This is a genomic window from Streptomyces sp. NBC_00442 (assembly GCF_036014195.1).
Lineage (GTDB): Bacteria > Actinomycetota > Actinomycetes > Streptomycetales > Streptomycetaceae > Streptomyces.
In genome coordinates, this window is the sequence record NZ_CP107918.1 from 1,013,966 (window position 1) to 1,034,133 (window position 20,168).

Genomic DNA, 20,168 nt, shown 5'->3' on the forward strand with positions numbered 1-20,168 from the left:
AGAGAACACCGCGCACGCGGCTCAGGTTGCACCCTGCGGCGCCCGCCCGTGACGAACAGTGATGGCCGCCGGGTCCGGGGCCCCCGCCTACGGAGCCGGCGCCCCGCTGCGCGAGACCGGTCGCATCGCCGTCCGGTCGGAGAGCAGCCGCTGGTTCACGCCGTGGGTCAGCGTGCGGCGGTCGGCGGGCGGATCGAAACGGCCGAGGATGCGCACCGCCCCCGTGAGGGGGTCGAGTTCGGCCCGGTCGCGGGTGGAGAGCCACCCCGGCCCGTCAGCCCCGTCGGGCACGAACCGGGTGGGAGGCCCCTCCTCGCCGAGGTAGGGGGTACGGGCGAGGCGGACCTGGAGTTCGCCGTCCAGGATGCGGATGCGGATGCCCGGCGCGACCATGCCCACCGCCCCGGGGGAGAACCAGCCCACGGGGTCCGCGGCCACGATGCCCGTCTCCGTCGTGCCGTACGCCTGCCCTATCCGTACCCCGTACTGGTCGGCGAACCGCGCGTACACCCGCTCGGGCAGCCGGTCGCCGCCCGAGATCGCACAGCGCAGCCGCGGCAGCCGTACCGAATGGTCGGTGAGGGTGAGCGCGGCGAAGTGGGCGGGCGCCGCGAGGACGGCTGCCGCGTTGGAACGGATCGCGGTGCGCAGCGCGGCGCTACGCGAGGCGCGCGGCGCGAAGACGCTGACCGCGCCGACGGACATGTGGTGCAGCAGACCGCCGATGAGGTTGAAGGAGTGCGTCAACGGCCCGAGCAGCAGCACCCGCTCCCCCGGGCCCGGCATTCCGGCGAGGCGGCTGAAGGCGACGAGTTCGTCCTGCAACGACTGCGGGGTCCGGCCCACCGCCTTGGCATAGCCGGTGCTGCCCGAGGTGAACTGGACCAGGCAGTGGTCGGTGGCCGCGCGGCGGCCGCCCTTGATCCGGCGGACGTAGACCTCGCATTCGTCGTGGAAGGTCCGTGCGGGCGATCCGGAGGTGTCGAACGAGATGTAGAACTGCGGCCGGCAGCGGTCCAGGAGGAGACCGAGTTCCCCGCCTCGTATACCGGCGCCCATGAGCATGACTTGGGCGCCGAGCGACCACAGGGCGAAGACCGACCAGATCTGGGTGAAGCTCTCGGCTCCCTGAAGGGCGACGGTGCCGCCGGGGCGAATGCCATGGGCTTGGAACAGGCGCCGCAGCATGGAGACTTGGGTCCGTAACCGTTCATAGGTGACGTCGTAGCCACCCTGCGCCCATATCGCTTCCCGGGGCGGGCGTGCCAGCATCGCGGCACCCCACCAGTCGGGTTCACTACCGGATTCGTCTCGCATGTCGGCCTCCCGCTCGTACGTGTGTCCGGCGACGGTCTCCCTAGGCGGAACACCGGCGGGCCGGAAACGGTTGCACGCGGAAGCGGGCGCGAAGGTGAAGGATTGTCGGCCGCCCGACCGTGCGGATCGAGCGGCCGACCAGGGACCGGTATTACGGGGGAATGGAATCCCGGCCCCAGCTCATGGGCGCGGCGCGGCCGCGTGCGTCAGACGGAGAGAGGACGACAACTGCGGCAGGCACGATAGCCCGCCCGGCTTGCCTCCCTCGCGCTGCGGAACGGCTTGCGGTGGGGCGGCGTGATGCGGCGCGCGTGCGCACACGTCGGATGGCAGTAGATGTGGGTCGTATCGCTGCCCAGGTAGACGGCGCCTTCTCGTGAGAGCTCCGCGAACCGCTCCATGTCGATGCCTTCGGCCGCGCGCAGGGCGCGTCCGGTGCCCGGCAGATAGGCGGCGTCACACGGCGTGCCGTCGTCGTGGGTGACACGGTGACACGGAATGAGCAGCATCACCGGGTTGTGCGCCAGGACGTGGACGACGCGGTCGGCGTCGCTCAGGCACGCCTCCCTCGCGACCCAGCCGGCGGGGCGCAGTTGCCCCTTGGGGATGCACCGCACCGCCTGGAGGACCGCGCGGTCCTCGGCGGGCAGCCGGGCCAGATCGATCGGCAGGTTCTTGGCGCGCCCGGTCCGCAGCGCGGTGCGCAGGCCCGGCAGGGGTGTCGTCGCGCAGATGGCGGTCCTGCGGGTCCGCGCCCAGTGCAGTTCTTCGAACATGGCCGGGCTGACCACCATCGACTCCAGCATCGCGCCCGTCACCGCACGCGGGCTGAAGGCCACGTACAGGCCGCCCGCACCGGTGTCCAGCCGGACGTACGTGTCGTAGCGCTCGGTGGAGATGTTCACCCGTTGCAGCACACGCAACGCGAAATCCGCCGGGGCGGGAGACGTGAGATCCGCCAGTGCGTTCTCCACGTCCTGCTCGGACGGCGCCATGTCCTCACTCCTCGAGCTCACTTCACCACCTCCCTCATCGGCGGGTCGTCCCTGCCTTCCAGTAACAGCCGCAGGCTACCGATCCCTCGGGACACCTGGGCCTTGACCGTGCCGACCGGGCACCCCTGCGCCTCCGCGATCTCTCCGTAGCTCATGCCGACCACATGTCTGAGCACCACCGCCACCCGGGGTTTCTCCGGGAGTTCGGCCAGGGCCGACACCAGGCATCCCCGGTCGTGGGAAGCCGATGCCCGCTCCTCGGGTCCTGGCCGCGCGTCCGCCCAGGCCCCGCACGAATCCTCGACGGGAACGGCGGACACCGGGTGCCGTACCGCGGTGCGCACCTGGTTGCGCCAGGTGTTGGCCGCGATCGTCATCAGCCAGGCCCGCGGCCGCAGGGCACGGCGCCGTTCCGGCGAGTAGCCCCGCAGAGCCGTGTAGGCGCGCAGAAAGGTGTCCTGGCCCAGGTCGTCCGCCTCCGCGGCCGATCCCGTGACCCGGAGCAGGAACGCGCGGACCACCGTGGCGTGGAGTCGGACCAGCTCCGTGAAGCCGTCGTCGAGATCCACTGCCAGGCGCTCAGTCAGCTGCTCCGCCATCTCGTCCATCACCGACCAGAACACCGAGCGGTCGGAAAGGGTTGCACGGACCTGGTCGCGTACCTGCTCTCACCAGTCGTCATCCTTCAACCCTGCGCGCACGCGAGCCGGGGCGCTGGCGGGATACGGACACCGAGCTGCGGCGGGGCTCACCCCGGGGTCAGGACCTCCGAGACGGCCGCGGGGTCCCAGTAATAGGGGCGGATCTCGAAGAGAAGGCCTGATCGCACGGTCATCATCTGCACGAGGGAGGTGTCGAGCTTGCGCCCCGACGCGCGGGCGACGAAGCGTACTTCGTTGACGACGACGATGCGCTCGTCGTCGACCAGGTGCCGCTGCTCGAGGAACTCCACCGACTGCCACAGCTCGGTCATGACACCCATGAAGCGTTCCATGCCCTCGGCCCCGCGCCACTCGCCGGTGAAGGGCAGGCCGGGGGCCTGGTGGAGCACCACCTGCGGGTGCAGGCAGGCCGCGATCTCCGCGAAGCCGGCCCGGCCGGGACCCCCTGCCGCCACATACGCCGATTCAGCGGCGTAGAACCGCTCCAGCACCGCTCGGGCACCGTCACTCGTCATCATGGTCAAGGCCTCCTGCCGGGGTCGAGGCGGTCGCGGTCCGACCACCAGGGACACCAACGAAGGGCGACTCGACGGGTAACTGCGCGGCGGCATCGGCAGGTCACGCGGGAGCACGACGTCCGAATACCGCCGGATCGTGGGGGCGTCGGGCGCCAGCATGGCCCGCATGACCAGCACGATCGATCAGCAGGGCCGGGCGGCCGCCGGCCGGGACGCGGCGGCGGCCCGGCGCGCCGTCATCGGCGAGGACGGCGCCGGGCGCTGCCCGTGGGCCGTGACCCATCCGCTCAACCAGGGCTACCACGACACCGAGTGGGGACTGCCGGTCCACGGCGAACGGGAGCTGTTCGAGCGCATCACCCTGGAGGCGTTCCAGGCCGGACTGAGCTGGCTGACGATCCTGGCGAAGCGGCCCGCCTTCCGCGCCGCCTTCGACGGATTCGACCCGGTGGCCGTGGCGGCGTACGGCGACGGCGACATCGAGCGGCTCCTCGACGAGCCCGGCATCGTCCGCAACCGCGCCAAGATCGTGGCGGCCCGTGGCAATGCGAGAGCCGTGCTCGCCCTGCGCGAGCAGGGCGGCCTCGACCGGCTGATCTGGTCCCACAAGCCGCGGCGGACCCCGGCGCCGTTGACGGCCGGCGACGTGCCGACCCGCACGCCCGACTCCGAGGCCCTGGCCCGCCGGCTGCGCTCGCTCGGCTTCTCCTTCGTGGGGCCCACGACGTGCTACGCCCTGATGGAGGCCATCGGTCTGGTGGACACCCATCTCATCGGATGTCACCGGCGCGGCAGTTCGGGTGAGCACGTCTGAGGGCCGGGGTGTTTCTCACGGGCCGACGCGTGACAGCCGGCCCGCCCGGGAGCCCACCACGTTCTGATGGATCTCCCGTACCGCGCTCGACCGGTTGAGGGTGATGTAGTGCAGACCGGGGGCGCCTTCGGCGAGCAGCCGTCGGGCCATGGCGGTGGCGTGCGCGACGCCGACACGGTGTGCGTCGTGCGGGGCGTCGCGTGCGGCCTCCAGACGGTGCGCGAGGTCTTCGGGGAAGGCCGCGTTGCTCAGCTCCGCGAACCGGCGGATCTGGCGGACGTCCGTGGCCGGCATGATCTCGGGGATGATCGGGATGTCGCACCCGGCGGCCGTCACCAGGTCGCGCAGTCGCAGATAGTCCTCGACGCGGAAGAACATCTGGGTGATCGCGTAGTCCGCGCCGGCCCGGCACTTGGCGACGAAGTGGCGGATGTCGCTGGCCCAGTCGGGCGAGCGGGGATGACGTTCCGGGAAGGCGGCGACTCCGATCGTGAAGTCGCCCAGTGAACGCACCAGTTCGACGAGTTCGGACGCGTGGGCCAGTCCCCCCGGGTGGGGGGTCCAGTCGCCTCTCGGGTCTCCCGGAGGGTCGCCGCGCAGCGCGAGGACGTCGCGCACGCCGGCGTCCGCGTACTGCCCGATGATGCCGCGGAGTTCGGCGACCGAGTGTCCGACGGCGGTCAGGTGCGCGACCGGCCGCAGGGTCGTCTCGGCCGCGATCCGTTTGGTCACCGCGACCGTCCGGCTGCGGGAGGAGCCGCCGGCTCCGTAGGTCACCGACACGAAGTCCGGTGCCAGCGGCTCGACTTGACGGATCGCCCGCCACAGGGACCGTTCCCCGTTCTCCGTCTTCGGCGGGAAGAACTCGAAGGAGAACGTCGGTCGCGCGGACGCCTCCCGGTGGCGCGGAGGCCGCGGCGGCGCCGTCACGCGAGGTCCCCGACGAGCGGTTCGACGAGGGCCTTGGCCGGGGCGCCGTAGTGCCGCCCGATCCGCCGCAGCAGATCCACGGGCACCAGTTTGTACTCCTGGGTGCCCACCGTTTCGAGGACCAGGGTGGCGAGGGCGCAGCCGAGGTGGGCGGCGCTCTCCAGGGGGAGGCCGCGGGCTGCACCGGCGAGGAACCCGGCGCGGAACGCGTCGCCGACGCCCGTCGGGTCGAGCGCCGCGTCGGTGGGCACGGCCGCCACGCGCAGCGTGGGCCGGTCCCGGCGCGCCACGCTCACTCCACCGGCACCCAGCGTGGTGATCCACGTGCCGGTCCTGTCCAGCACCTGGTCGTGGGTCCAGCCGGCGCGTTCCTTGAGGAGGGCGGCCTCGTACTCGTTGGTGAACAACAGGCGCGATCCCTCCACGAGGAGGCGGGTCTCGGCGCGGTCGAGCCGGGCGAGCTGCTGGGAGGGGTCGGCGGCGAAGGACAGCCCCGTCGCGCGGCAGGTTTCGGCATGGCGCAGCATCGCCCGCGGATCGTCGGGGGCGATGACGGCGAGGGTGACACCGCCGCGTTCGGCGACCGGGGCCAGGTCGATGTGCCGCGCCTCGGCCATCGCCCCCGCGTAGAAGGTGGCGATCTGGTTCTGGTCCGCGTCCGTCGTGCACACGAAGCGGGCCGTGTGCAGCGTCTCGCTCACGCGCACCGCCCGGGTGTCCACGCCGTTGTTCTGCAGCCAGGCGTCGTACTCCGCGAAGTCCTTGCCGGCCGCGCCGACCAGGACCGGCGCCAGGCCGAGCCTGGCCAGGCCGACGGCGATGTTGGCGGCCACTCCGCCGCGGCGCACCTCCAGGGTGTCGGCGAGGAACGACAGGGAGACGCGGTCGAGCCGGTCCGGAATCAGCTGGTCGGCGAAGCGTCCGGGGTAGACCATCAGGTGGTCGGTGGCGATCGAGCCGGTGACTGCGATGCGCACGTCAGGGTCTCCTTGAGGTGGGGTGCCGGGTCGTGTGCTCACGCGCCGGCCGCGGCGCGCAGGGCGTCGGCGCGGTCGGTGCGCTCCCAGGTGAAGTCGGGGAGTTCGCGGCCGAAGTGGCCGTAGGCGGCGGTCTGGGCGTAGATCGGGCGGAGCAGGTCCAGGTCGCGGATGATCGCGGCCGGACGCAGGTCGAAGACCGAGGTGATGGCCGTCTCGATCTTCTCGTTGTCCACCGTGTTGGTGCCGAACGTCTCGACGAACAGGCCCACCGGCTCGGCCTTGCCGATCGCGTACGCCACTTGGACCTCGCAGCGCGCGGCCAGGCCCGCGGCCACCACGTTCTTGGCGACCCAGCGCATCGCGTACGCGGCCGAGCGGTCGACCTTGGAGGGGTCCTTGCCGGAGAAGGCGCCGCCGCCGTGGCGGGCCATGCCGCCGTACGTGTCGATGATGATCTTGCGCCCGGTGAGGCCCGCGTCACCCATCGGGCCGCCGATCTCGAAACGGCCGGTCGGGTTCACGAGGAGGCGGTGCCCCTCCGTCTCCAACTTGACTCCCTCGCGGGCGAGTTCGGACAGGACGTGCTCCACGACGTACTCGCGGACGTCGGGGATCAGCAGCCCTTCCAGGCTGACGTCGGCCGCGTGCTGGGAGGAGACGACGACGGTGTCCAGGCGCACCGGGCGCGACCCCTGGTACTCGATGGTGACCTGGGTCTTGCCGTCGGGGCGCAGGTACGGGATCGAGCCGTCCCGGCGGGCCGCGGAGAGCCTGCGGGACAGGCGGTGGGCCAGGTCGATGGGGAGCGGCATCAGGGTGCTCGACTCGTCGGTGGCGTAGCCGAACATGAGGCCCTGGTCGCCGGCGCCCTGCCTGTCGAGTTCGTCGTCGTCACCGGCGGCGGGTCCTGCGACCCGCTTCTCGTAGGCGGTGTCGACGCCCTGTGCGATGTCCGGGGACTGGGCGCCGATGGACACCGAGACGCCGCAGGAGGCGCCGTCGAAGCCCTTGGCCGACGAGTCGTAGCCGATCTCCAGGATCTTCTGCCGGACCAGCTGGGCGATGGGGGCGTACGCGGTCGTCGTCACCTCTCCCGCGATGTGCACCTGCCCGGTGGTGATCAAGGTCTCCACGGCCACCCGGGAGGCGGGGTCGTCGAGCAGCAGCGCGTCCAGGATGGTGTCGCTGATCTGGTCGGCCATCTTGTCGGGGTGGCCCTCGGTCACGGACTCCGAGGTGAACAGGCGTATGGACATGGGGAGTTCCTCACTCAGGGAAGCGGATGGGGAGGCAAGGAGGCGGCCGGGCCCGCCAGGGCGCGGGTGACCAGGTCCGGTGCGGCGCCGGTGTAGCCGGCCGGGTCGAGCAGGGCCGCGAGCCTCTTCTCGTCGAGGTGTCCGGCCAGTTCGGGCAGGGTGCGCAGGACGTCGGCGAGGGGCCGCGCCTCGCGGTCCGCGGTGACCGAGGCCGCCGCCAGGAGTTCCTTGGCCCGGCGCTTGCCGAGGACGGGCGCGAGGGCCACCGCGAGGCGCTCGGTCACTATTTGACTGCCCGTCAGTTCCAGGTTCTCGCGCATCCGGCCGGGGCGGACCACGAGAGCGCGCGTCAGCTCGACGGCGGTGTGCGCGGCTCCGCCGGCCAGCCGCAGACCTTCCCGCAGCAGGAGCCATTCGGCGTGCCACGCTCCGGCCGAGCGTTCGTCCTCCGTGACGAGCGCCTGGGTCAACCCGGCGGTCAGGAGGGGGACTTGGAGCGCGGCGCTGCGGATCAGCGTGGAGAGCACCGGATTGCGTTTGTGCGGCATCGCGGAGGAGGCGCCGCGTCCCGCGACCTCCGGTTCGGCGACCTCCCCGATCTCGGTCCTGGTCAGGACCTGCACGTCGGCGGCCATCTTGCCGAGCGCCCCGGTCGTCATGGCCAGGGCCGCCGCCAGGTCGGCGATCGGCGTGCGCAGGCCGTGCCAGGGCAACGGCGGACGGCTCAGCGAGGTTTCGGCGGCGAAGGCGTCGACGAGCCGGTCCGCGTAGGAAGCGGGGTCGAAGGCCTGCGCGTCGAGGGCCGCGTACTCCAGGTAGCCGGCCAGGGTGCCCGCGGCGCCGCCGACCGAGACGGGCAGCGTCCGCTGCGTCGCGGCAAGGCGCGCCTCGGCGTCCAGGGTCAACTGCCGCCACCCCGCGGCCTTGAGGCCGAATGTGGTGGGCACCGCGTGCAGGCAGAGGGTGCGGGCCGCCATGACGGTGTCCCGGTGGCGCTCCGCCAGGCCGGCGAGGGACCGCGAAACCTCCGCGAGGTCGGCGCGGATCATGCCGATGGCCCGGTGGGCCACCAGCATGGCCCCGGTGTCCAGGACGTCCTGGCTGGTCGAACCGCGGTGGACGTACTCCGCCGCCGCGGGGCTTTCGGCGGCGACCGCGTCGGTGAGGGCGCGCACGAGCCCGACGACGGGGTTGGCCGTCTCCCGCGCCGCCAGCGCCAGCTCCCGCAGGTCGAACCGCTCGGCGCGGGCGGCGCGGGTGATGGCTCGGGCGGCGTCCGCCGGGACCGTCCCGAGCCCGGCCTGGGCGCGGGCCAGCGCCGCTTCGGCGTCGAGCATCGCCTGGAGCCACGCGCGGTCGCAGACGGCCTCTTCGACCGGGGTTCCGGCCCTCACCGGTGACAACAGGCCCGTGTCGGGCCCTCCGTCGAACGTCTCGCTCATGCCGTCACCTCCAGCAGGTCCGGGCCGGGGGCGGCCGCCGCCGAAGAGGCAGGGGCCGGGGCGAGGCTCAGGCCGAGCACCGCCCGTGCGATGGCGTCGGAGTCCCCGAGCGTGACCGAGTTGACGCCCGGCCGGATCCCGGCCGCCGTCACCCAGTGCACGGATTCCGTGGGTACTCCGTAGGCGAAGCGGCGGGGGTGGGCGCGGCCCCGCCCGTCGATGAGGCGATAGGGACGTTCCGTGACGGCCAGGCCGCCCGTCTCGTACGTGGTGCCGTGGACTCCGTCGAGCCGGTACGGCGTGATCTGACGACTCATCAAAAGCTGCCGCAGCAAGGCGTCTTTGGTCCTCCTGAGGTCGGGCTCGGGGAGCCGGGCCTCAATGAGCACCGTGGCGCTGACGGGCTCGGCGGCGACGGACTTCGACGAGGCGACGAAGGCGGGGCCCCCGTCGGCGCCGGTGGCGATCTCGATGTGCAGATCGGGGCCGAGGACGTCGACGACGCCGGCTTCGATCAGCGCCCGGAGCTCCTCGACCCGCGAGACGGGTGGCCCGATGGAGAGGAAGGCGTTGAGCGGTGTGTACCAGCCCTGCAGATCGTCACGGTAGGAGTTGCCTTCCAGGCCGCCGTGGTCGACGGCGAGACGGATCTCGTTGCGCAGGTCGCGCAGTACGTCAAGGGCCGTCTTGAGGGGTCCGCTCAGGTTCCCGGACCGGGCCTCGCGCACGTCGCGCGCCAGATGGTCGAGGAGCCAGGCGCGGAACGCGGCGCGATCGGCGAACCGTCGCCCGCCGGTGGGCCGGGCGATGGCCCCCCAGTCCCACCGGTCGGCGCTCTCGACGCCGAACTCGTCGAGCAGGCGCTGCTCCTGGGCGCCCGCGGGCGCGGTCAGATAGCGCCGGGCGAACTCCTTTGCCGCGGCGCGCCGTCCACGGCCGGCGAGGAGCGTCTCGTAGTAGACGCACTCCACTTCCTTGGCGATCAGGGGCCACAGGTCGGTGCCGAAACGGACGCGCTCGGCGCCCTCGGCCCGTCGGCGCAGGCCGGCGACGACCTCGGGGGTGAGCAGCCGCGGCAGATACCGCCCGTGCGCGCCCTTCTCGTTCTCACCGCGTGCGTGATACGGAATGCCGCGCCGTGATCCGGCCAGGATCCTCGGTTCCTGGCCCGACGGGCGGTAGACGAGCCGGCCGTCGCGGCGCTCGAAGAAGCCGCCCCTGCCCCGGGTCAACAGGGCCATCTGGTCGAAGAAGTTCAGGCCGAGCCCGCGGATCAGCACGCTCTGGCCGGGAGTCACCCGGGACAGGTCGAGGTCGGCCGGGTTGGCCGGCGGCACGTGCGTCAGTCCGCGCGCCGCGGCGGCGCGCGCCCACTCCTCCTCCCGACTCCCCGGACGGGTCGGTACGTGCCCGAGGGCGAGCACGACGGCGTCGAGACCACGCAGCTCTGTGCCGTCCGCGAGTTCCAGGGTCTGGGGGCCCTCGCGCACGCCCGTGGTGTCGCGGAGCGCGACGGCCCGGGTGGCGTACTCCCGCAGGACGCAGTGGGCGGGGGCCCGCCGTGCCACGTGCCGGTAGGCATGGGCGAGGTAGTGGCCGTAGAAGGCGCGGGTGGGATAGGAGTCCGGGGCCAGGTCGCGGGCCTCGGCGTGGACCCGGTCGTCGTGGTCGACCCGGTCGCCGGACGCCACGACCTGCTTGGCCCACTCGTACAGGCTCGGCCCCGGCTCGACCGGCCCGTCCATGTCCACGCTGGTGTCGGTGAAGACCGTGACCTGCGAGGCGACCGTGTTCATCAGGAGGAGGCCGGACTGGTTGGTGCGCCAGACCTTGCCGGGTCCGTGCGGATAGGGGTCGACGAGGTGGATGACGACCGTGTCGTGGGTGGCGCTCTCGCGTTCGTTGGCGCAGAGCCGCTCCAGCACGGACAGTCCGCGCGGACCCGTGCCGACGATGCAGACCTCCAGACGGCTCCCGCTCATGTCGCCTCCCCCGGCTTCGACCGCCGGGCACCGGTCACCCGTGCCACGAGCTCTCCCGGATCGGGGGGCAACTGGTCGCCCCGCCAGGCCACGTGCTGGTCGGGCCGGATCAGTACGAGGTCGCGCTCGTACAGCTCGCGGGCGTCCTCGCCCTCGACGTCAAGCACCGTCAGCGGCATGCCCGCCGCCTGGGCGGCGGCTTCGAGCGGCTTGCCGCTGGGGGGCTCGGGCCCCAGCCGCAGCAGGGTGAACCCGGCGCCGAACCGGTCGAAGAGGGAACTTCCCTGGCCGTGCCAGTCGTCCAGCCACAGATGCGGGGCCCGGCCGCCGGGGACGCTGCTGGGCGTGTAGGTGCCCCAGGAGTCCGCGGGCGGCTCGCCGTCCGGTGCGATGACGGGCGAGCCGTCGTAGCGGGCCCCGAGCTGCACGCCGAGGGAGTGGGTGCGTTCCCCGTAGCAGCGCAGCAGCGCACCGACGCGCTCGCGGGCCGCCGCTCCCTGCCGCGTGTCCTCTTCGAGCGCCGGCGGCCGGTCTATGCCGCCGAGTCCGGAGTTGAGGTCACGGGCGGCCGTGGTGTTGCGCAGGGCGATCGGCCTGCGTTCGCCCTCGTAGGTGGCCAGGAGGCCCGGCCCGCCCCAGCCGTCGAGGACGGCGGCCAGCTTCCAGGCGAGGTTGGCCGCGTCGTCGACGCCCGTGTTCATGCCGAACCCCCCGTTCGGGGTGAACAGATGGGCCGCGTCGCCGGCCAGGAAGACCCTCCCCTTCGTGAAGCGCTCCGCGACCAGGGCGGCCCCCGGCGTCCAGGGCCGGTGGCTCAGCACCTCGACGGGCAGCGCCCTGCCCGCGGCGCGCCGCACGAGCGAGGTGATGGCTTCGGTGTCCGCGGTGTCGGGATCGAGCGAACTGGTCAGGAGGAAGAACTCGTCGTCGCCGTTGAGCGAGATGAGGTTCATGACGAGTTCGCTGTTCAGCGCCCAGTAGCTCCAGGCGCGCCGCCCCGTTAACACCTCCTGGTGGAAGGTGGGCAGCCGCAGGTGCACGGCGGTCGCCCGGCGCCCGAGCACCTCCTGGTCGAGCGAGCCGGGTCCCTCGTAGCGGACGCCGAGGGCGCGGCGCACGAAACTGCGTCCGCCGTCGCTTCCCACCACGTAGCGCGCCGTCCAGTCCTGCGTGCTCCCCTCCGCGGGGAACTCCGCGCGCAGCGCCACCTGTTCGGCGTTCTGTTCCAGCGCCGTGACCCGCCGGCCGAACCGCAGGGAGATGTTGGGCCGGGTGCGCGCGTGGTGGTAGAGGAACTCCTCGACGTACTTCTGGTTGGCCCGGTGGACCGGCTCGGGAAGCTGGTCCGTACGGGGAGAGACGGCCGTCTGCCGCAGCCGCTGCGTCCCCGTGGGCAGGGTGAGGCGCGACAGTTCGTGGCCGCTGTAGCGGGTGAAGTAGGCGATGTCCGTGGGCTGTTCGCACGGAAGGCCGAGCCGTCGGATGGGGCCGGATATCCCGAGCCGGCGATAGTGCTCCATCGTGCGGGCGTTGTGGGTGTTGCCGCGCGGCCGGCCGTGCCAGCTCTCCTCGGCGTTGAAGACGACGCTCGGCACGCCGTACCGGTCGAGGAAGAGCGCGAGCAGCAGCCCCACCGGTCCGCCGCCCACGATCGCGACGGGCGTGTACGGGTGGTCGCTCATCTAACCCCTCCTCCCCGCGCCGCTGTCCCCGTCGAGGGCGAGGGACCTGCGGAGCGCCTCGGCGAGCGCCTGGGCCGGTTCGTGGACCCGCGACAGCCACCGCATGGCCACGAAGCCGTCCGGGCGCACCAGGATCGCGCCGTCGCGGTCGTGACCGCACAGCCCCGCCCACTCCCCTTCCTCGTCGACCGGGCCGCCGGCGGCGCCCACGGCGTGCGCGGCGACGGGAACGCCGTAGGACGCGGACAGGCGGGCGGCGGCCGTGAGCCAGCCCTCTCCCCTGGCCCCGGCGAGCAGGAGGAACGCCCCTGGCTGTGCCAGCAGGTGGTGGGTGGAGACGCGCTCGGTGCCGCACCGCAGCCAGGCGTGCGGCAGCCGGGCCCCCGGACTCGACGTCGGCTCGTAGACCAGGCCGAGCGGGTCGGGCTTGGGGTAGGTGGCCCGGTCGGCGCCGACGAAGCCGGCTCCCGCGTAGTCGTACCCCATTTCGAGGCCCAGGTGGGCCGTGGTGATCCGGTTGGTGTCGAAGTACTCGCGCAGCACCGCCCGCCTGGTGTCGCCGTCGGGGGTGTCGGAGAAGAGCGCCGTCATCTGGGCGCGGTTCCACTCCGGCCGCGCGCCGGGCACGACGCCCGTCCCCGCGGTGAAGGCGATCTGGTTGAAGAGCGAGAACAGCGCCCGCTCCACGACGCGCTGTGCCACCGGCTTGCGTTCCGCCTCGTAGCTGTCGAGCAGCGACTCGCCGGCCTGGCCGTTCAGGACCCGGGCGAGCTTCCAGGCGAGGTTGTGCACGTCCTGGATCCCGGTGTTCAGGCCGAGCGCGCCGGACGGCGGGTGGCGGTGGGCGGCGTCACCGACGAGGAAGACCCGGCCCGAGCGGAACCGTTCGGCGACCAGTCCTTCCACCGGCCACTTGCTGATGCTCTCCACCTCCATGGGGTGGTCGTCGGGGAGCTTCAGCGTGCGGCGCACCATCTTCACCGTCGTCGCGTCGTCCACGTCGGCCGCGCCCGGGTCGCCCGGCGGCCGGGAGAACATCAGCGTCCACTCCTCGGAGTGCCGGCCCCAGTTGCGCGGCCCCATCGGCACCACGCCGCAGTGTTCGAGCGTCCCGTCCTCGGCGAGGCTGGAGACCCGGTTGACCACCGCGTCGTCGTACGGGATGAACGGCGAGAAGTCCGCCCGTACATGGAGGTTGATCCATTCGAGGAATGTCGGCGTGCCGGTCATGGGGATGTCGCGCATGCGGCCCACGGTCTTGCCGCCGTCGGCCGCGATGACGTACGCGGCCCGCACCTGGAAGCTGTCGCCGCTGGTGCGGTCGCGGACGGTGGCGCTCACGCCGCTCTCGTCCTCGTCCAGGGACGTCAGCTCGTGGTGGAAGAGGAGTTCTCCCGGACCGCGTTTCTCGGCATGGCGGCGGATCAGGGGTTCGAGCCAGCGCTGCCCGAGGTTGGCGTGCCGGTAGGCGGATGCCCTGGCGTAGCGTTCCGCCTCCTCTCCGCCGCCGTAGGCGCTGGTCCGGTACAGGACCTTGCGGTCGTAGGGCTCCTCGCCGCCGAGGCTGGAGAGCCAGACCATCGCTCCGCAGTTCTCCGGCGGGGCGCCCTCGCGATAGATGTCGTCGGCCACGTCGTGGTGGCCGAATATCTCCATGGTCCGGGCGTTGAGGATGTGCGCCTTCGGCTGGATCGACGTGGTGGGGTGGCGCTCGACGAGCAGCGAGGCGATGCCCAGGTCGGACAGGATCAGGGACGCGGTGAGGCCGGATCCGCCGCCGCCCACCACGAGGACGGGGACATGACGGTCGCTCGGACCGGACCGGGGGGCTGCGTTCATGAGAGTTCCTCGGATTCGCGTTCCCGCACGGGAGCGGCGACCAGCAGGCTGGTCTCCAGGGCCAGCGGAGTCACGGACTCCAGGCACAGCCCGGCGGCGCCGAGCAGGCCGCGGTAGCCGTCGAGGGTGCGTTCTCTGCCGCCGGCGGCCATCAGCAGATGCAGGTCCCACAGGAGCGCGAGGAGTTCGCTCCCCTCGGTGGGGATGACCCGCTCCACGATCAGCAGCCGCGCGGTGTCGGGCATGGCCGCGCGGAGGGTGGACAGCAGGCGGCACGCCTGGTCGTCGTCCCAGTCCTGCAGGACGCGGGAGAGCAGGTAGACGTCGGCTCCGGCCGGAACGCTGTGGAACGCGTCTCCGCCCACCGCGTCGTAGCGGTCCTCCCCCACGGCCCGGTCCAGGTGCTCCCTGGCCACCGGCAGGACGTGCGGAAGGTCGAACAGCACGCCGTGCAGGGCGGGATGGGCGTCGAGGACGGTGGAGAGCAGCATGCCGCTGCCGCCGGCGACGTCGACGACGGTGTGGCAGGCCGAGAAGTCGTAGGCCTTCACCACGTCGGAGAAGAAGACGTTGCCCGCGTTCATCGCCCGCTGGAACTTGGCGCCGGCGGCCGGATCCGCCTGGAGGTGGCCGCGCAGGTCGACGCCGAAGGCGTGCTCGAAGCCGGAGCGTCCGGTGCGCACGGCCGGTACGACGGCGCCCCAGGCCCGCTGGAACTCCTCGCCGTAGATCACGGCCATGTCCCGCATGGACCGGTCGTCGTCGGTGCGCAGGATCTGGCTGACCGGGGTCAGCCGGTAGCCCTCGTCGGCGGAGCCGGTGAAGAGCCCCATCGCCGTCAGCAGGCGCATCAGGCGTTCGACGGCGTCCTTGTCGGCCTCCACGGCCAGGGCAAGGGCCGCGGCCGTGTCATGGCCGGCGGCGATGTGGTCGGGGATGTCGAGCGCGGCGGCCGCGTACAGCGCCTGGGCCTGCCAGGCGCCGGTGAGGATGTCCACCACGCGACGTGCGGGGTGCCCGTCGGGCATGAGTCGAGCCTTTCGGTGTCGAGGAGGCCGGCGCGATGTGCCGGCGCCGGGCGGGGCTATTCGGCGGGTACGGAACCGATGGCGGTCCGGCTCCGTACGTGGGCCGCCCCCGCGGGCGCGGGCCCGCTGAGGATGGAGCGGTGCTGTTCGCGCAGCCGGCGCTTGAGCACCTTGCCGGTGGGGCCGACCGGGAGCGCGTCACGGTTCTCGGCGATGACCAGCGCGCTCAGCGGGGCCAGCCCGGCGGCGGTCAGTGCGGCGTTGCACCCGTCGAGCAGGTTGCGCGGGGAGCGCTCGATGCCGTCGCCGAAGAGCACGACGGCCGCGGGCCGGCAGGCGCCGGGGCGGTCGGGGTCGGCGACGGCCACGACCGCGGCGTCGAGCGCCTGGGTCCTGAGCAGGACGGTCTCTTCCAGCGGAAGGCTGTAGACCGGGCCGCCGGCCGTGTGGATCACGTCGGGCGTGCGGTCGAGGTGGTACCAGAGGCCCTGGCTGTCGCGCCGCACCACGTCCCCGGTCAGGAAGTAGCCGTTGCACAGGGAGTCGCGGCCCAGGGTCGGGTCGTCCCAGTAGCCGGGGGTGAGGCTCGGCGTGCGCACGCCGAGCCGGCCGGCTTCTCCGTCGGGCAGGACGTTTCCGTCCTCGTCCAGGACCGCGGCCTGCCGCACGGCCTTGACGGGGCGCCCGATGAGCCGGCCGAACCCGGAGCTGTCGGGGGTGAAGACCTGGCGGAAGAGGACCATCCCCATCTCGGACGAGCCGAGCCCGTCGATGTAGCGGGAGCCGGGCTTCTTCTTGCCGTCGTCGTGGCGCATGCCGAGCGCGGTCAGCGGCCGGATGTGACGTTCGTGCGAGGCGTCGCCCATGCCGTTCCAGGAGTGGATGTGCTGAGCGGCGTACGGGGTGACCTTGGATACGTCGATCTCGGCGAGCGTCAGCGGGAAGCCGAGGACGAAGGTGGGGTGGAACCGGTTGACCGCCCGGACCACGGACTCGCCCTTCGCATCGTCCAGTACGAGCGTCGGGATGCCGAGGAGCAGCGCCATCGTGAGGTAGCTGATGCCGGCGGAGTGGCTGTGCGGCAGGGCCGTCAGCATGCGGTCGCCGCGCAGCGACGGGAAGGTCCACAGGCGTTCGCGCTTGCCGTCGAAGAAGGAATCGTGCGTGAAGACGGGGGCCTTGGGCCGTCCGGTGGTCCCGGAGGAGTGCGAGATCATCACCAGGTCGTCGCCGCGGTGGCGGTGCGGGAAGCCGGGCATCGGGCCGGTGGGGCGCGGTGCGTCGCGGTCGAGGCGGGCGATGTCCTGCGTGAGGATCCTGCCGGCCTCGGGGGCCCCGGAACGGGCCCAGGCGTCGGCGCAGTTCGCGCGGAGGTCCTCGTCGGCGACGAGCACGGTGGTCCGGGTGCGCAGGAAGTACTCGGCGGCCGTGTCGCTCGCCATGTTGGGGTTGCAGTGCACGGCCACCGCTCCCAGGGCGGTGATGGCGATGTGGTGCAGGAGCCCGAAGAGGCCGTTGCGGGTGTGGACACCGACGTGGGTGCCCGGCAGCACGCCGTGCGTGCGGTGCCAGTGGGCGTACCGGATGGCCGTGATGCGCAGGTCGTTGAGCGAGACGCCCGGGGTCTGTGTCTCGTCCCAGCCGGGCGATGTCACATCCGGGTGGAAGAGGATCGGCCGGTCGCGGTCGGTCGCGTTGCGCCATGCGTGCCAGAAGAAGTTTCCGGCGCCGAGCCTGCGGTTGGCGGTCAGGCTCAGACGCTGGGCGACGGAGCGGTGGGTCCCGAATATATGCATCGGTGTGTGTCTCTCATCCTTCGGCAGAATGTGTCTGGTCCCATGCCTCGTTCAGTGCCGTGCGCAGCCACTCCGCGAGCGCCGTGGCCCGGATATCGCGCGGGACGGCGTGCGGCACGGCGAGGGGCGCGGCCCGGCCGAGGGTGGCCGTGAGGCGCTCACTCAACTCCGGTGACGCGCGGGACAGTTGGGCTTCGGTGAAGGCTTCGCGCAGCCGCCGTACGACGGTGTCCGTGTCGCGGCCGATGAGGAGGGAACAAACGCCTCTGCCGCTCGCTCCCACCAGCAGGCGCCCCAGGGGGCTGTCCGTGGTGGCGTAGTGGATGCGGACGCCGCGCCCCCGGTTCTTGAAGACGGTGGGTGTCATCCCGAGGAGGCTCTGTGCCCGTGCGTAGAAGTTGCCGTTGGTGTTGAAGCCGGCCTGGTAGATGGCGTCGGTGATGGTGCGGGTCCGCGGCAGGGCCAGCCGGAGCCGTTCCGCCCGGCAGGCGTCCGCGTACGCCTTGGGTGTCACCCCGGTGGCGGTGACGAACACCCGGTGGAAGTGGAACCGGCTGAACCCGGCCCCCGCCGCCAGCTCCGCGAGCGGCGGGGGCGTGCCGGGCGCCTCCATCGCCCGGCACGAGCGGATCACGGCGGCGGTGCGGGCCGCGTGGGCCGAACCGTCGGGGCGACAGCGCCGGCAGGGCCTGAACCCGGCCCGCTCCGCGGCGGCCCCGTCGGGAAAGAAGACGAGGTGGCCGCGGTGCGGCGGGCGCGAGCCGCAGGAGGGTCTGCTGTACGTGCCGGTCGTCAGCACCCCGTAGCAGAAGGAACTGTCGGCCCGGCTGTCCCGGTCGAGCACCGCGCGCCATCGGGCGTCGTCCTCCACGGACCGTGGGGGCGGGCGGAGTTCGCGTCCCCGGGCCGCGCGGATCGGGGGCGGGCGCCCGGCCGGCACCGCGGGCGCCGACGCGGCGGCCGCGCGTCCCGGCATCGCGCTCACTTCTCCAGGCAGAATTCGGCTATGGGGTAGCCGACGTGCCGGTCCGCGACCGGCAGGTAGCCGAGCACCTTGTCGCCGGGCTTGAGCTCGGTGCTGTTGAGCACCACGCCGCCCGGCCCCAGCACCCGTACGTGCCAGTCGTCCTGGAGGATCAGGTTGGCGGTGCGCCCTTCCGGGCCGACCGCGTCGATGGAGATCAGCGGACGGCTCTCGATCTTCACCCGGCCGACGGTCACCAGCCGTGTCCTGCCGTGGATGTCGACGGCGGTGACCTTGCTGCCGGACTTCAACTCGCTGAGGTAATTGGTGCGTTCGTTCTCGCCGAGGGTGTACGAGTGGATGGCTCCGGCGTTGACGCGGAAGGGGCGGGTCGGCATGTAAGGCAGCGGATGCGTCTCACTGACACAGAGGATCATGCCCTTGGAGTGCGAGCCCACGAGGATGCCCTCGTCCTCGCGGAAGTAGGTCGCGGTGTCCACACACGCCCGGTCACCCATGCCGACGTGCGCGGTGGCGGTGATCTCGAGCTCCACCAGCTCGACGTCCGGCACTCCCGCCTGGGCGGCCAGCTTCAGATCGGTGGTGTCGCCGACCTTGGCCGGCGCCATGAGCACGCCGTCCGAGCCGAGTTCGAGCACACCGAAGATGATCTCGGCCTCTTCGACGTCCTTGGCCACGGTGATGAGGCTGCCGTCCGCCCTGGCCGCCGCGGCGATCACGATCTCCAGCGGGATCTTGGTGGGGTCGCGGAAGTCGAGCAGGCTCCACTTCTCCACGCGGCCCGACGTGCAGGCCTCCTCCAGGGTCTCCGCGTCGACGATCTCGACGTACCGGCCGAACTCCACGGCCGGGTGCTGAAGCGCCAGTTCCCTCGGCTCACCGTGCTTCGCCGGATCCACGATGATCACGTCGGCGCCGCCGAAGTCCTCGGGCAGGGGCTGGCCCTGGGGGAACAGCACCTTCTTCACCGTGGGCGGAAGCGTGGCGAAGTCCGCCGGGTCCGCGGCCAGGATGGCGTCGACCCGCGCGTGGACGGCCTCTTCCACGATCGCGTCCTTGGCGGACCCGACGGAACGGATGTCTATCCAGCTGAGCTTCACAGAGCACCTGCCATCTGAGAGGAGGGGGAAGGGACCAGAGGGATGGGGCCGCCGTGCACGATGGACGCGAGTTCACGCACCGTGGCCGCGGGGTTGGCCGAGCCGAACACCCGCCGCCCGACGGCGAGTCCACTGCACCCGACGGCCATCGCGGTGGTGGCGAAGTCCGTGAGGCTGTCGCCGCGGTTGCCGCCGGCCACGATCACGGGGAGGGTGGAGTTCGCGACGACTTCGACCATGCTCTCGGCCGGCGAGGCGAAGACGGTCTTGACGATGTCGACGCCGAGGTCCGCGGCGATGTTCACCACGTGGGAGAGCAGGACCGGGTCGGACGGGTCGGTGACGCGGGGTCCGCGCGGATAGATCATGGCGAGCAGCGGCATGCCCCAGCGGTCGCAGGCCGCGGCCACGGTCCCGAGGTCCGCGAGTTGCGCGGACTCGGTGTCCGACCCGATGTTGACGTGCACGCTGACCGCGTCCGCGCCGAGCCGGATGGCGTCCTCGACGTCGCCGACGAGGACCTTGGCGTCGACGTCCGGGCCGTGCACGGTGCTCGCGCTCAGATGCACCAGGAGCGCGCATTCGGTCAGCACGTCGGGGTCGACGACGCGGGCGCGCCCCTTGTGCAGGACGATGCCGTCGGCGCCTCCGGCGACCACGCCGCGGACCAGCGTGTCGAAGCCGTCGGCGCTGGTGATGGGGCCGTCCGAGACGGAGTGGTCGAGGGGGACGAACAGGTAGCGGCCGTCGTTGTGGCCGCCGGACAGGCGGGCCAGGCGCATTGATTTTCCGGTGGAGGACGTTCTCGTCATGAGCACTCCCTTGTGCGGCAGACGCGCATC

General features: G+C 72.2%; 17 protein-coding genes. 1 reads left to right on the forward strand and 16 read right to left on the reverse strand.

Translation table 11 applies throughout. The features are described 5' to 3' along the window. Positions 1–87: 87 nt before the first annotated feature. The 4 genes from OG432_RS04660 to OG432_RS04675 all read right to left on the reverse strand — a co-directional run bounded on the left by OG432_RS04660 (position 88) and on the right by OG432_RS04675 (position 3,492). The gene (locus OG432_RS04660; RefSeq protein ID WP_328307989.1) at positions 88–1,317 is read right to left on the reverse strand and encodes a class I adenylate-forming enzyme family protein; all 1,230 of its coding nucleotides are present in this window, start codon (positions 1,315–1,317) and stop codon (positions 88–90) included. Between the two features lie 206 nt (positions 1,318–1,523). Beyond that, positions 1,524–2,333 carry an MGMT family protein gene (locus OG432_RS04665; protein ID WP_328307991.1) on the reverse strand — a complete coding sequence of 270 codons (810 nt, stop codon included), beginning with the start codon at positions 2,331–2,333 and terminating at the stop codon, positions 1,524–1,526. Continuing rightward, a complete protein-coding gene (locus tag OG432_RS04670; RefSeq protein ID WP_328307993.1) occupies positions 2,330–2,920 on the reverse strand; it encodes an RNA polymerase sigma factor in 591 nt (196 codons plus the stop codon). Before OG432_RS04670 ends, OG432_RS04665 begins: the two co-directional genes overlap by 4 nt. Positions 2,921–3,060: 140 nt before the next feature. Next, positions 3,061–3,492 carry a nuclear transport factor 2 family protein gene (locus tag OG432_RS04675; RefSeq protein WP_328307995.1) on the reverse strand — a complete coding sequence of 144 codons (432 nt, stop codon included), beginning with the start codon at positions 3,490–3,492 and terminating at the stop codon, positions 3,061–3,063. A gap of 166 nt (positions 3,493–3,658) precedes the next feature. Here OG432_RS04675 and OG432_RS04680 point away from each other — a divergent pair, with 166 nt between their 5' ends. Next, positions 3,659–4,306 carry a DNA-3-methyladenine glycosylase I gene (locus OG432_RS04680; protein WP_328307997.1) on the forward strand — a complete coding sequence of 216 codons (648 nt, stop codon included), beginning with the start codon at positions 3,659–3,661 and terminating at the stop codon, positions 4,304–4,306. Between the two features lie 15 nt (positions 4,307–4,321). Here OG432_RS04680 and metF read toward each other — a convergent pair whose 3' ends face one another. From metF to OG432_RS04740, 12 genes are read right to left on the reverse strand one after another with little or no spacing between them, the layout of a single operon-like run. Further along, positions 4,322–5,236 carry a methylenetetrahydrofolate reductase [NAD(P)H] gene (gene metF / locus OG432_RS04685; RefSeq protein ID WP_328307999.1) on the reverse strand — a complete coding sequence of 305 codons (915 nt, stop codon included), beginning with the start codon at positions 5,234–5,236 and terminating at the stop codon, positions 4,322–4,324. Further along, complete coding sequence (locus OG432_RS04690; RefSeq protein WP_328308001.1) at positions 5,233–6,213, reverse strand: carbohydrate kinase family protein; 981 nt, start codon at positions 6,211–6,213, stop codon at positions 5,233–5,235. The genes metF and OG432_RS04690 overlap by 4 nt, the downstream gene beginning before the upstream one ends. A gap of 38 nt (positions 6,214–6,251) precedes the next feature. Next, positions 6,252–7,472 (reverse strand): methionine adenosyltransferase, encoded by a 1,221-nt coding sequence (gene metK, locus OG432_RS04695; RefSeq protein WP_328308003.1) that lies wholly within the window; start codon positions 7,470–7,472, stop codon positions 6,252–6,254. Positions 7,473–7,486: 14 nt separating this feature from the next. Next, positions 7,487–8,914: a lyase family protein gene (locus OG432_RS04700; protein WP_328308005.1), complete on the reverse strand. Its 1,428-nt coding sequence runs from the start codon at positions 8,912–8,914 to the stop codon at positions 7,487–7,489. After that, entirely contained in the window at positions 8,911–10,896 is a 1,986-nt protein-coding gene (locus OG432_RS04705) for an FAD/NAD(P)-binding protein (RefSeq protein ID WP_328308007.1), read from the reverse strand. Before OG432_RS04705 ends, OG432_RS04700 begins: the two co-directional genes overlap by 4 nt. After that, on the reverse strand, positions 10,893–12,578 hold the full coding sequence (locus OG432_RS04710; RefSeq protein WP_328308009.1) for an FAD-dependent oxidoreductase: 1,686 nt from the start codon (positions 12,576–12,578) through the stop codon (positions 10,893–10,895). Before OG432_RS04710 ends, OG432_RS04705 begins: the two co-directional genes overlap by 4 nt. Next, positions 12,579–14,417 carry an FAD-dependent monooxygenase gene (locus tag OG432_RS04715; protein WP_328308011.1) on the reverse strand — a complete coding sequence of 613 codons (1,839 nt, stop codon included), beginning with the start codon at positions 14,415–14,417 and terminating at the stop codon, positions 12,579–12,581. Next, positions 14,414–15,445, reverse strand: a complete 1,032-nt coding sequence (locus OG432_RS04720; RefSeq protein ID WP_328308013.1) for a methyltransferase — start codon at positions 15,443–15,445, stop codon at positions 14,414–14,416. Before OG432_RS04720 ends, OG432_RS04715 begins: the two co-directional genes overlap by 4 nt. Before the next feature lie 56 nt (positions 15,446–15,501). Then, positions 15,502–17,241 carry a class I adenylate-forming enzyme family protein gene (locus tag OG432_RS04725; RefSeq protein ID WP_328308015.1) on the reverse strand — a complete coding sequence of 580 codons (1,740 nt, stop codon included), beginning with the start codon at positions 17,239–17,241 and terminating at the stop codon, positions 15,502–15,504. Positions 17,242–17,254: 13 nt separating this feature from the next. Then, positions 17,255–18,217 (reverse strand): bifunctional transcriptional activator/DNA repair enzyme AdaA, encoded by a 963-nt coding sequence (locus OG432_RS04730; protein ID WP_328308017.1) that lies wholly within the window; start codon positions 18,215–18,217, stop codon positions 17,255–17,257. 5 nt (positions 18,218–18,222) lie between these two features. Next, positions 18,223–19,326, reverse strand: a complete 1,104-nt coding sequence (locus OG432_RS04735) for a 3-dehydroquinate synthase II (RefSeq protein WP_328308019.1) — start codon at positions 19,324–19,326, stop codon at positions 18,223–18,225. Next, complete coding sequence (locus OG432_RS04740) at positions 19,323–20,138, reverse strand: 2-amino-3,7-dideoxy-D-threo-hept-6-ulosonate synthase (RefSeq protein WP_328308021.1); 816 nt, start codon at positions 20,136–20,138, stop codon at positions 19,323–19,325. The genes OG432_RS04735 and OG432_RS04740 overlap by 4 nt, the downstream gene beginning before the upstream one ends. Between the last annotated feature and the right edge of the window lie 30 nt (positions 20,139–20,168).

Excerpts from the sequence above, each read along its gene's own strand:
- OG432_RS04660 (WP_328307989.1), bottom strand. The coding sequence starts at position 1,317 with ATGCGAGACGAATCCGGTAGTGAACCCGACTGGTGGGGTGCCGCGATG.
- OG432_RS04670 (WP_328307993.1), bottom strand. The coding sequence starts at position 2,920 with ATGGACGAGATGGCGGAGCAGCTGACTGAGCGCCTGGCAGTGGATCTC.
- OG432_RS04675 (WP_328307995.1), bottom strand. The coding sequence starts at position 3,492 with ATGATGACGAGTGACGGTGCCCGAGCGGTGCTGGAGCGGTTCTACGCC.
- OG432_RS04680 (WP_328307997.1), top strand. The coding sequence starts at position 3,659 with ATGACCAGCACGATCGATCAGCAGGGCCGGGCGGCCGCCGGCCGGGAC.
- metK (WP_328308003.1), bottom strand. The coding sequence starts at position 7,472 with ATGTCCATACGCCTGTTCACCTCGGAGTCCGTGACCGAGGGCCACCCC.
- OG432_RS04700 (WP_328308005.1), bottom strand. The coding sequence starts at position 8,914 with ATGAGCGAGACGTTCGACGGAGGGCCCGACACGGGCCTGTTGTCACCG.
- OG432_RS04705 (WP_328308007.1), bottom strand. The coding sequence starts at position 10,896 with ATGAGCGGGAGCCGTCTGGAGGTCTGCATCGTCGGCACGGGTCCGCGC.
- OG432_RS04710 (WP_328308009.1), bottom strand. The coding sequence starts at position 12,578 with ATGAGCGACCACCCGTACACGCCCGTCGCGATCGTGGGCGGCGGACCG.
- OG432_RS04715 (WP_328308011.1), bottom strand. The coding sequence starts at position 14,417 with ATGAACGCAGCCCCCCGGTCCGGTCCGAGCGACCGTCATGTCCCCGTC.
- OG432_RS04720 (WP_328308013.1), bottom strand. The coding sequence starts at position 15,445 with ATGCCCGACGGGCACCCCGCACGTCGCGTGGTGGACATCCTCACCGGC.
- OG432_RS04725 (WP_328308015.1), bottom strand. The coding sequence starts at position 17,241 with ATGCATATATTCGGGACCCACCGCTCCGTCGCCCAGCGTCTGAGCCTG.
- OG432_RS04730 (WP_328308017.1), bottom strand. The coding sequence starts at position 18,217 with ATGCCGGGACGCGCGGCCGCCGCGTCGGCGCCCGCGGTGCCGGCCGGG.
- OG432_RS04740 (WP_328308021.1), bottom strand. The coding sequence starts at position 20,138 with ATGACGAGAACGTCCTCCACCGGAAAATCAATGCGCCTGGCCCGCCTG.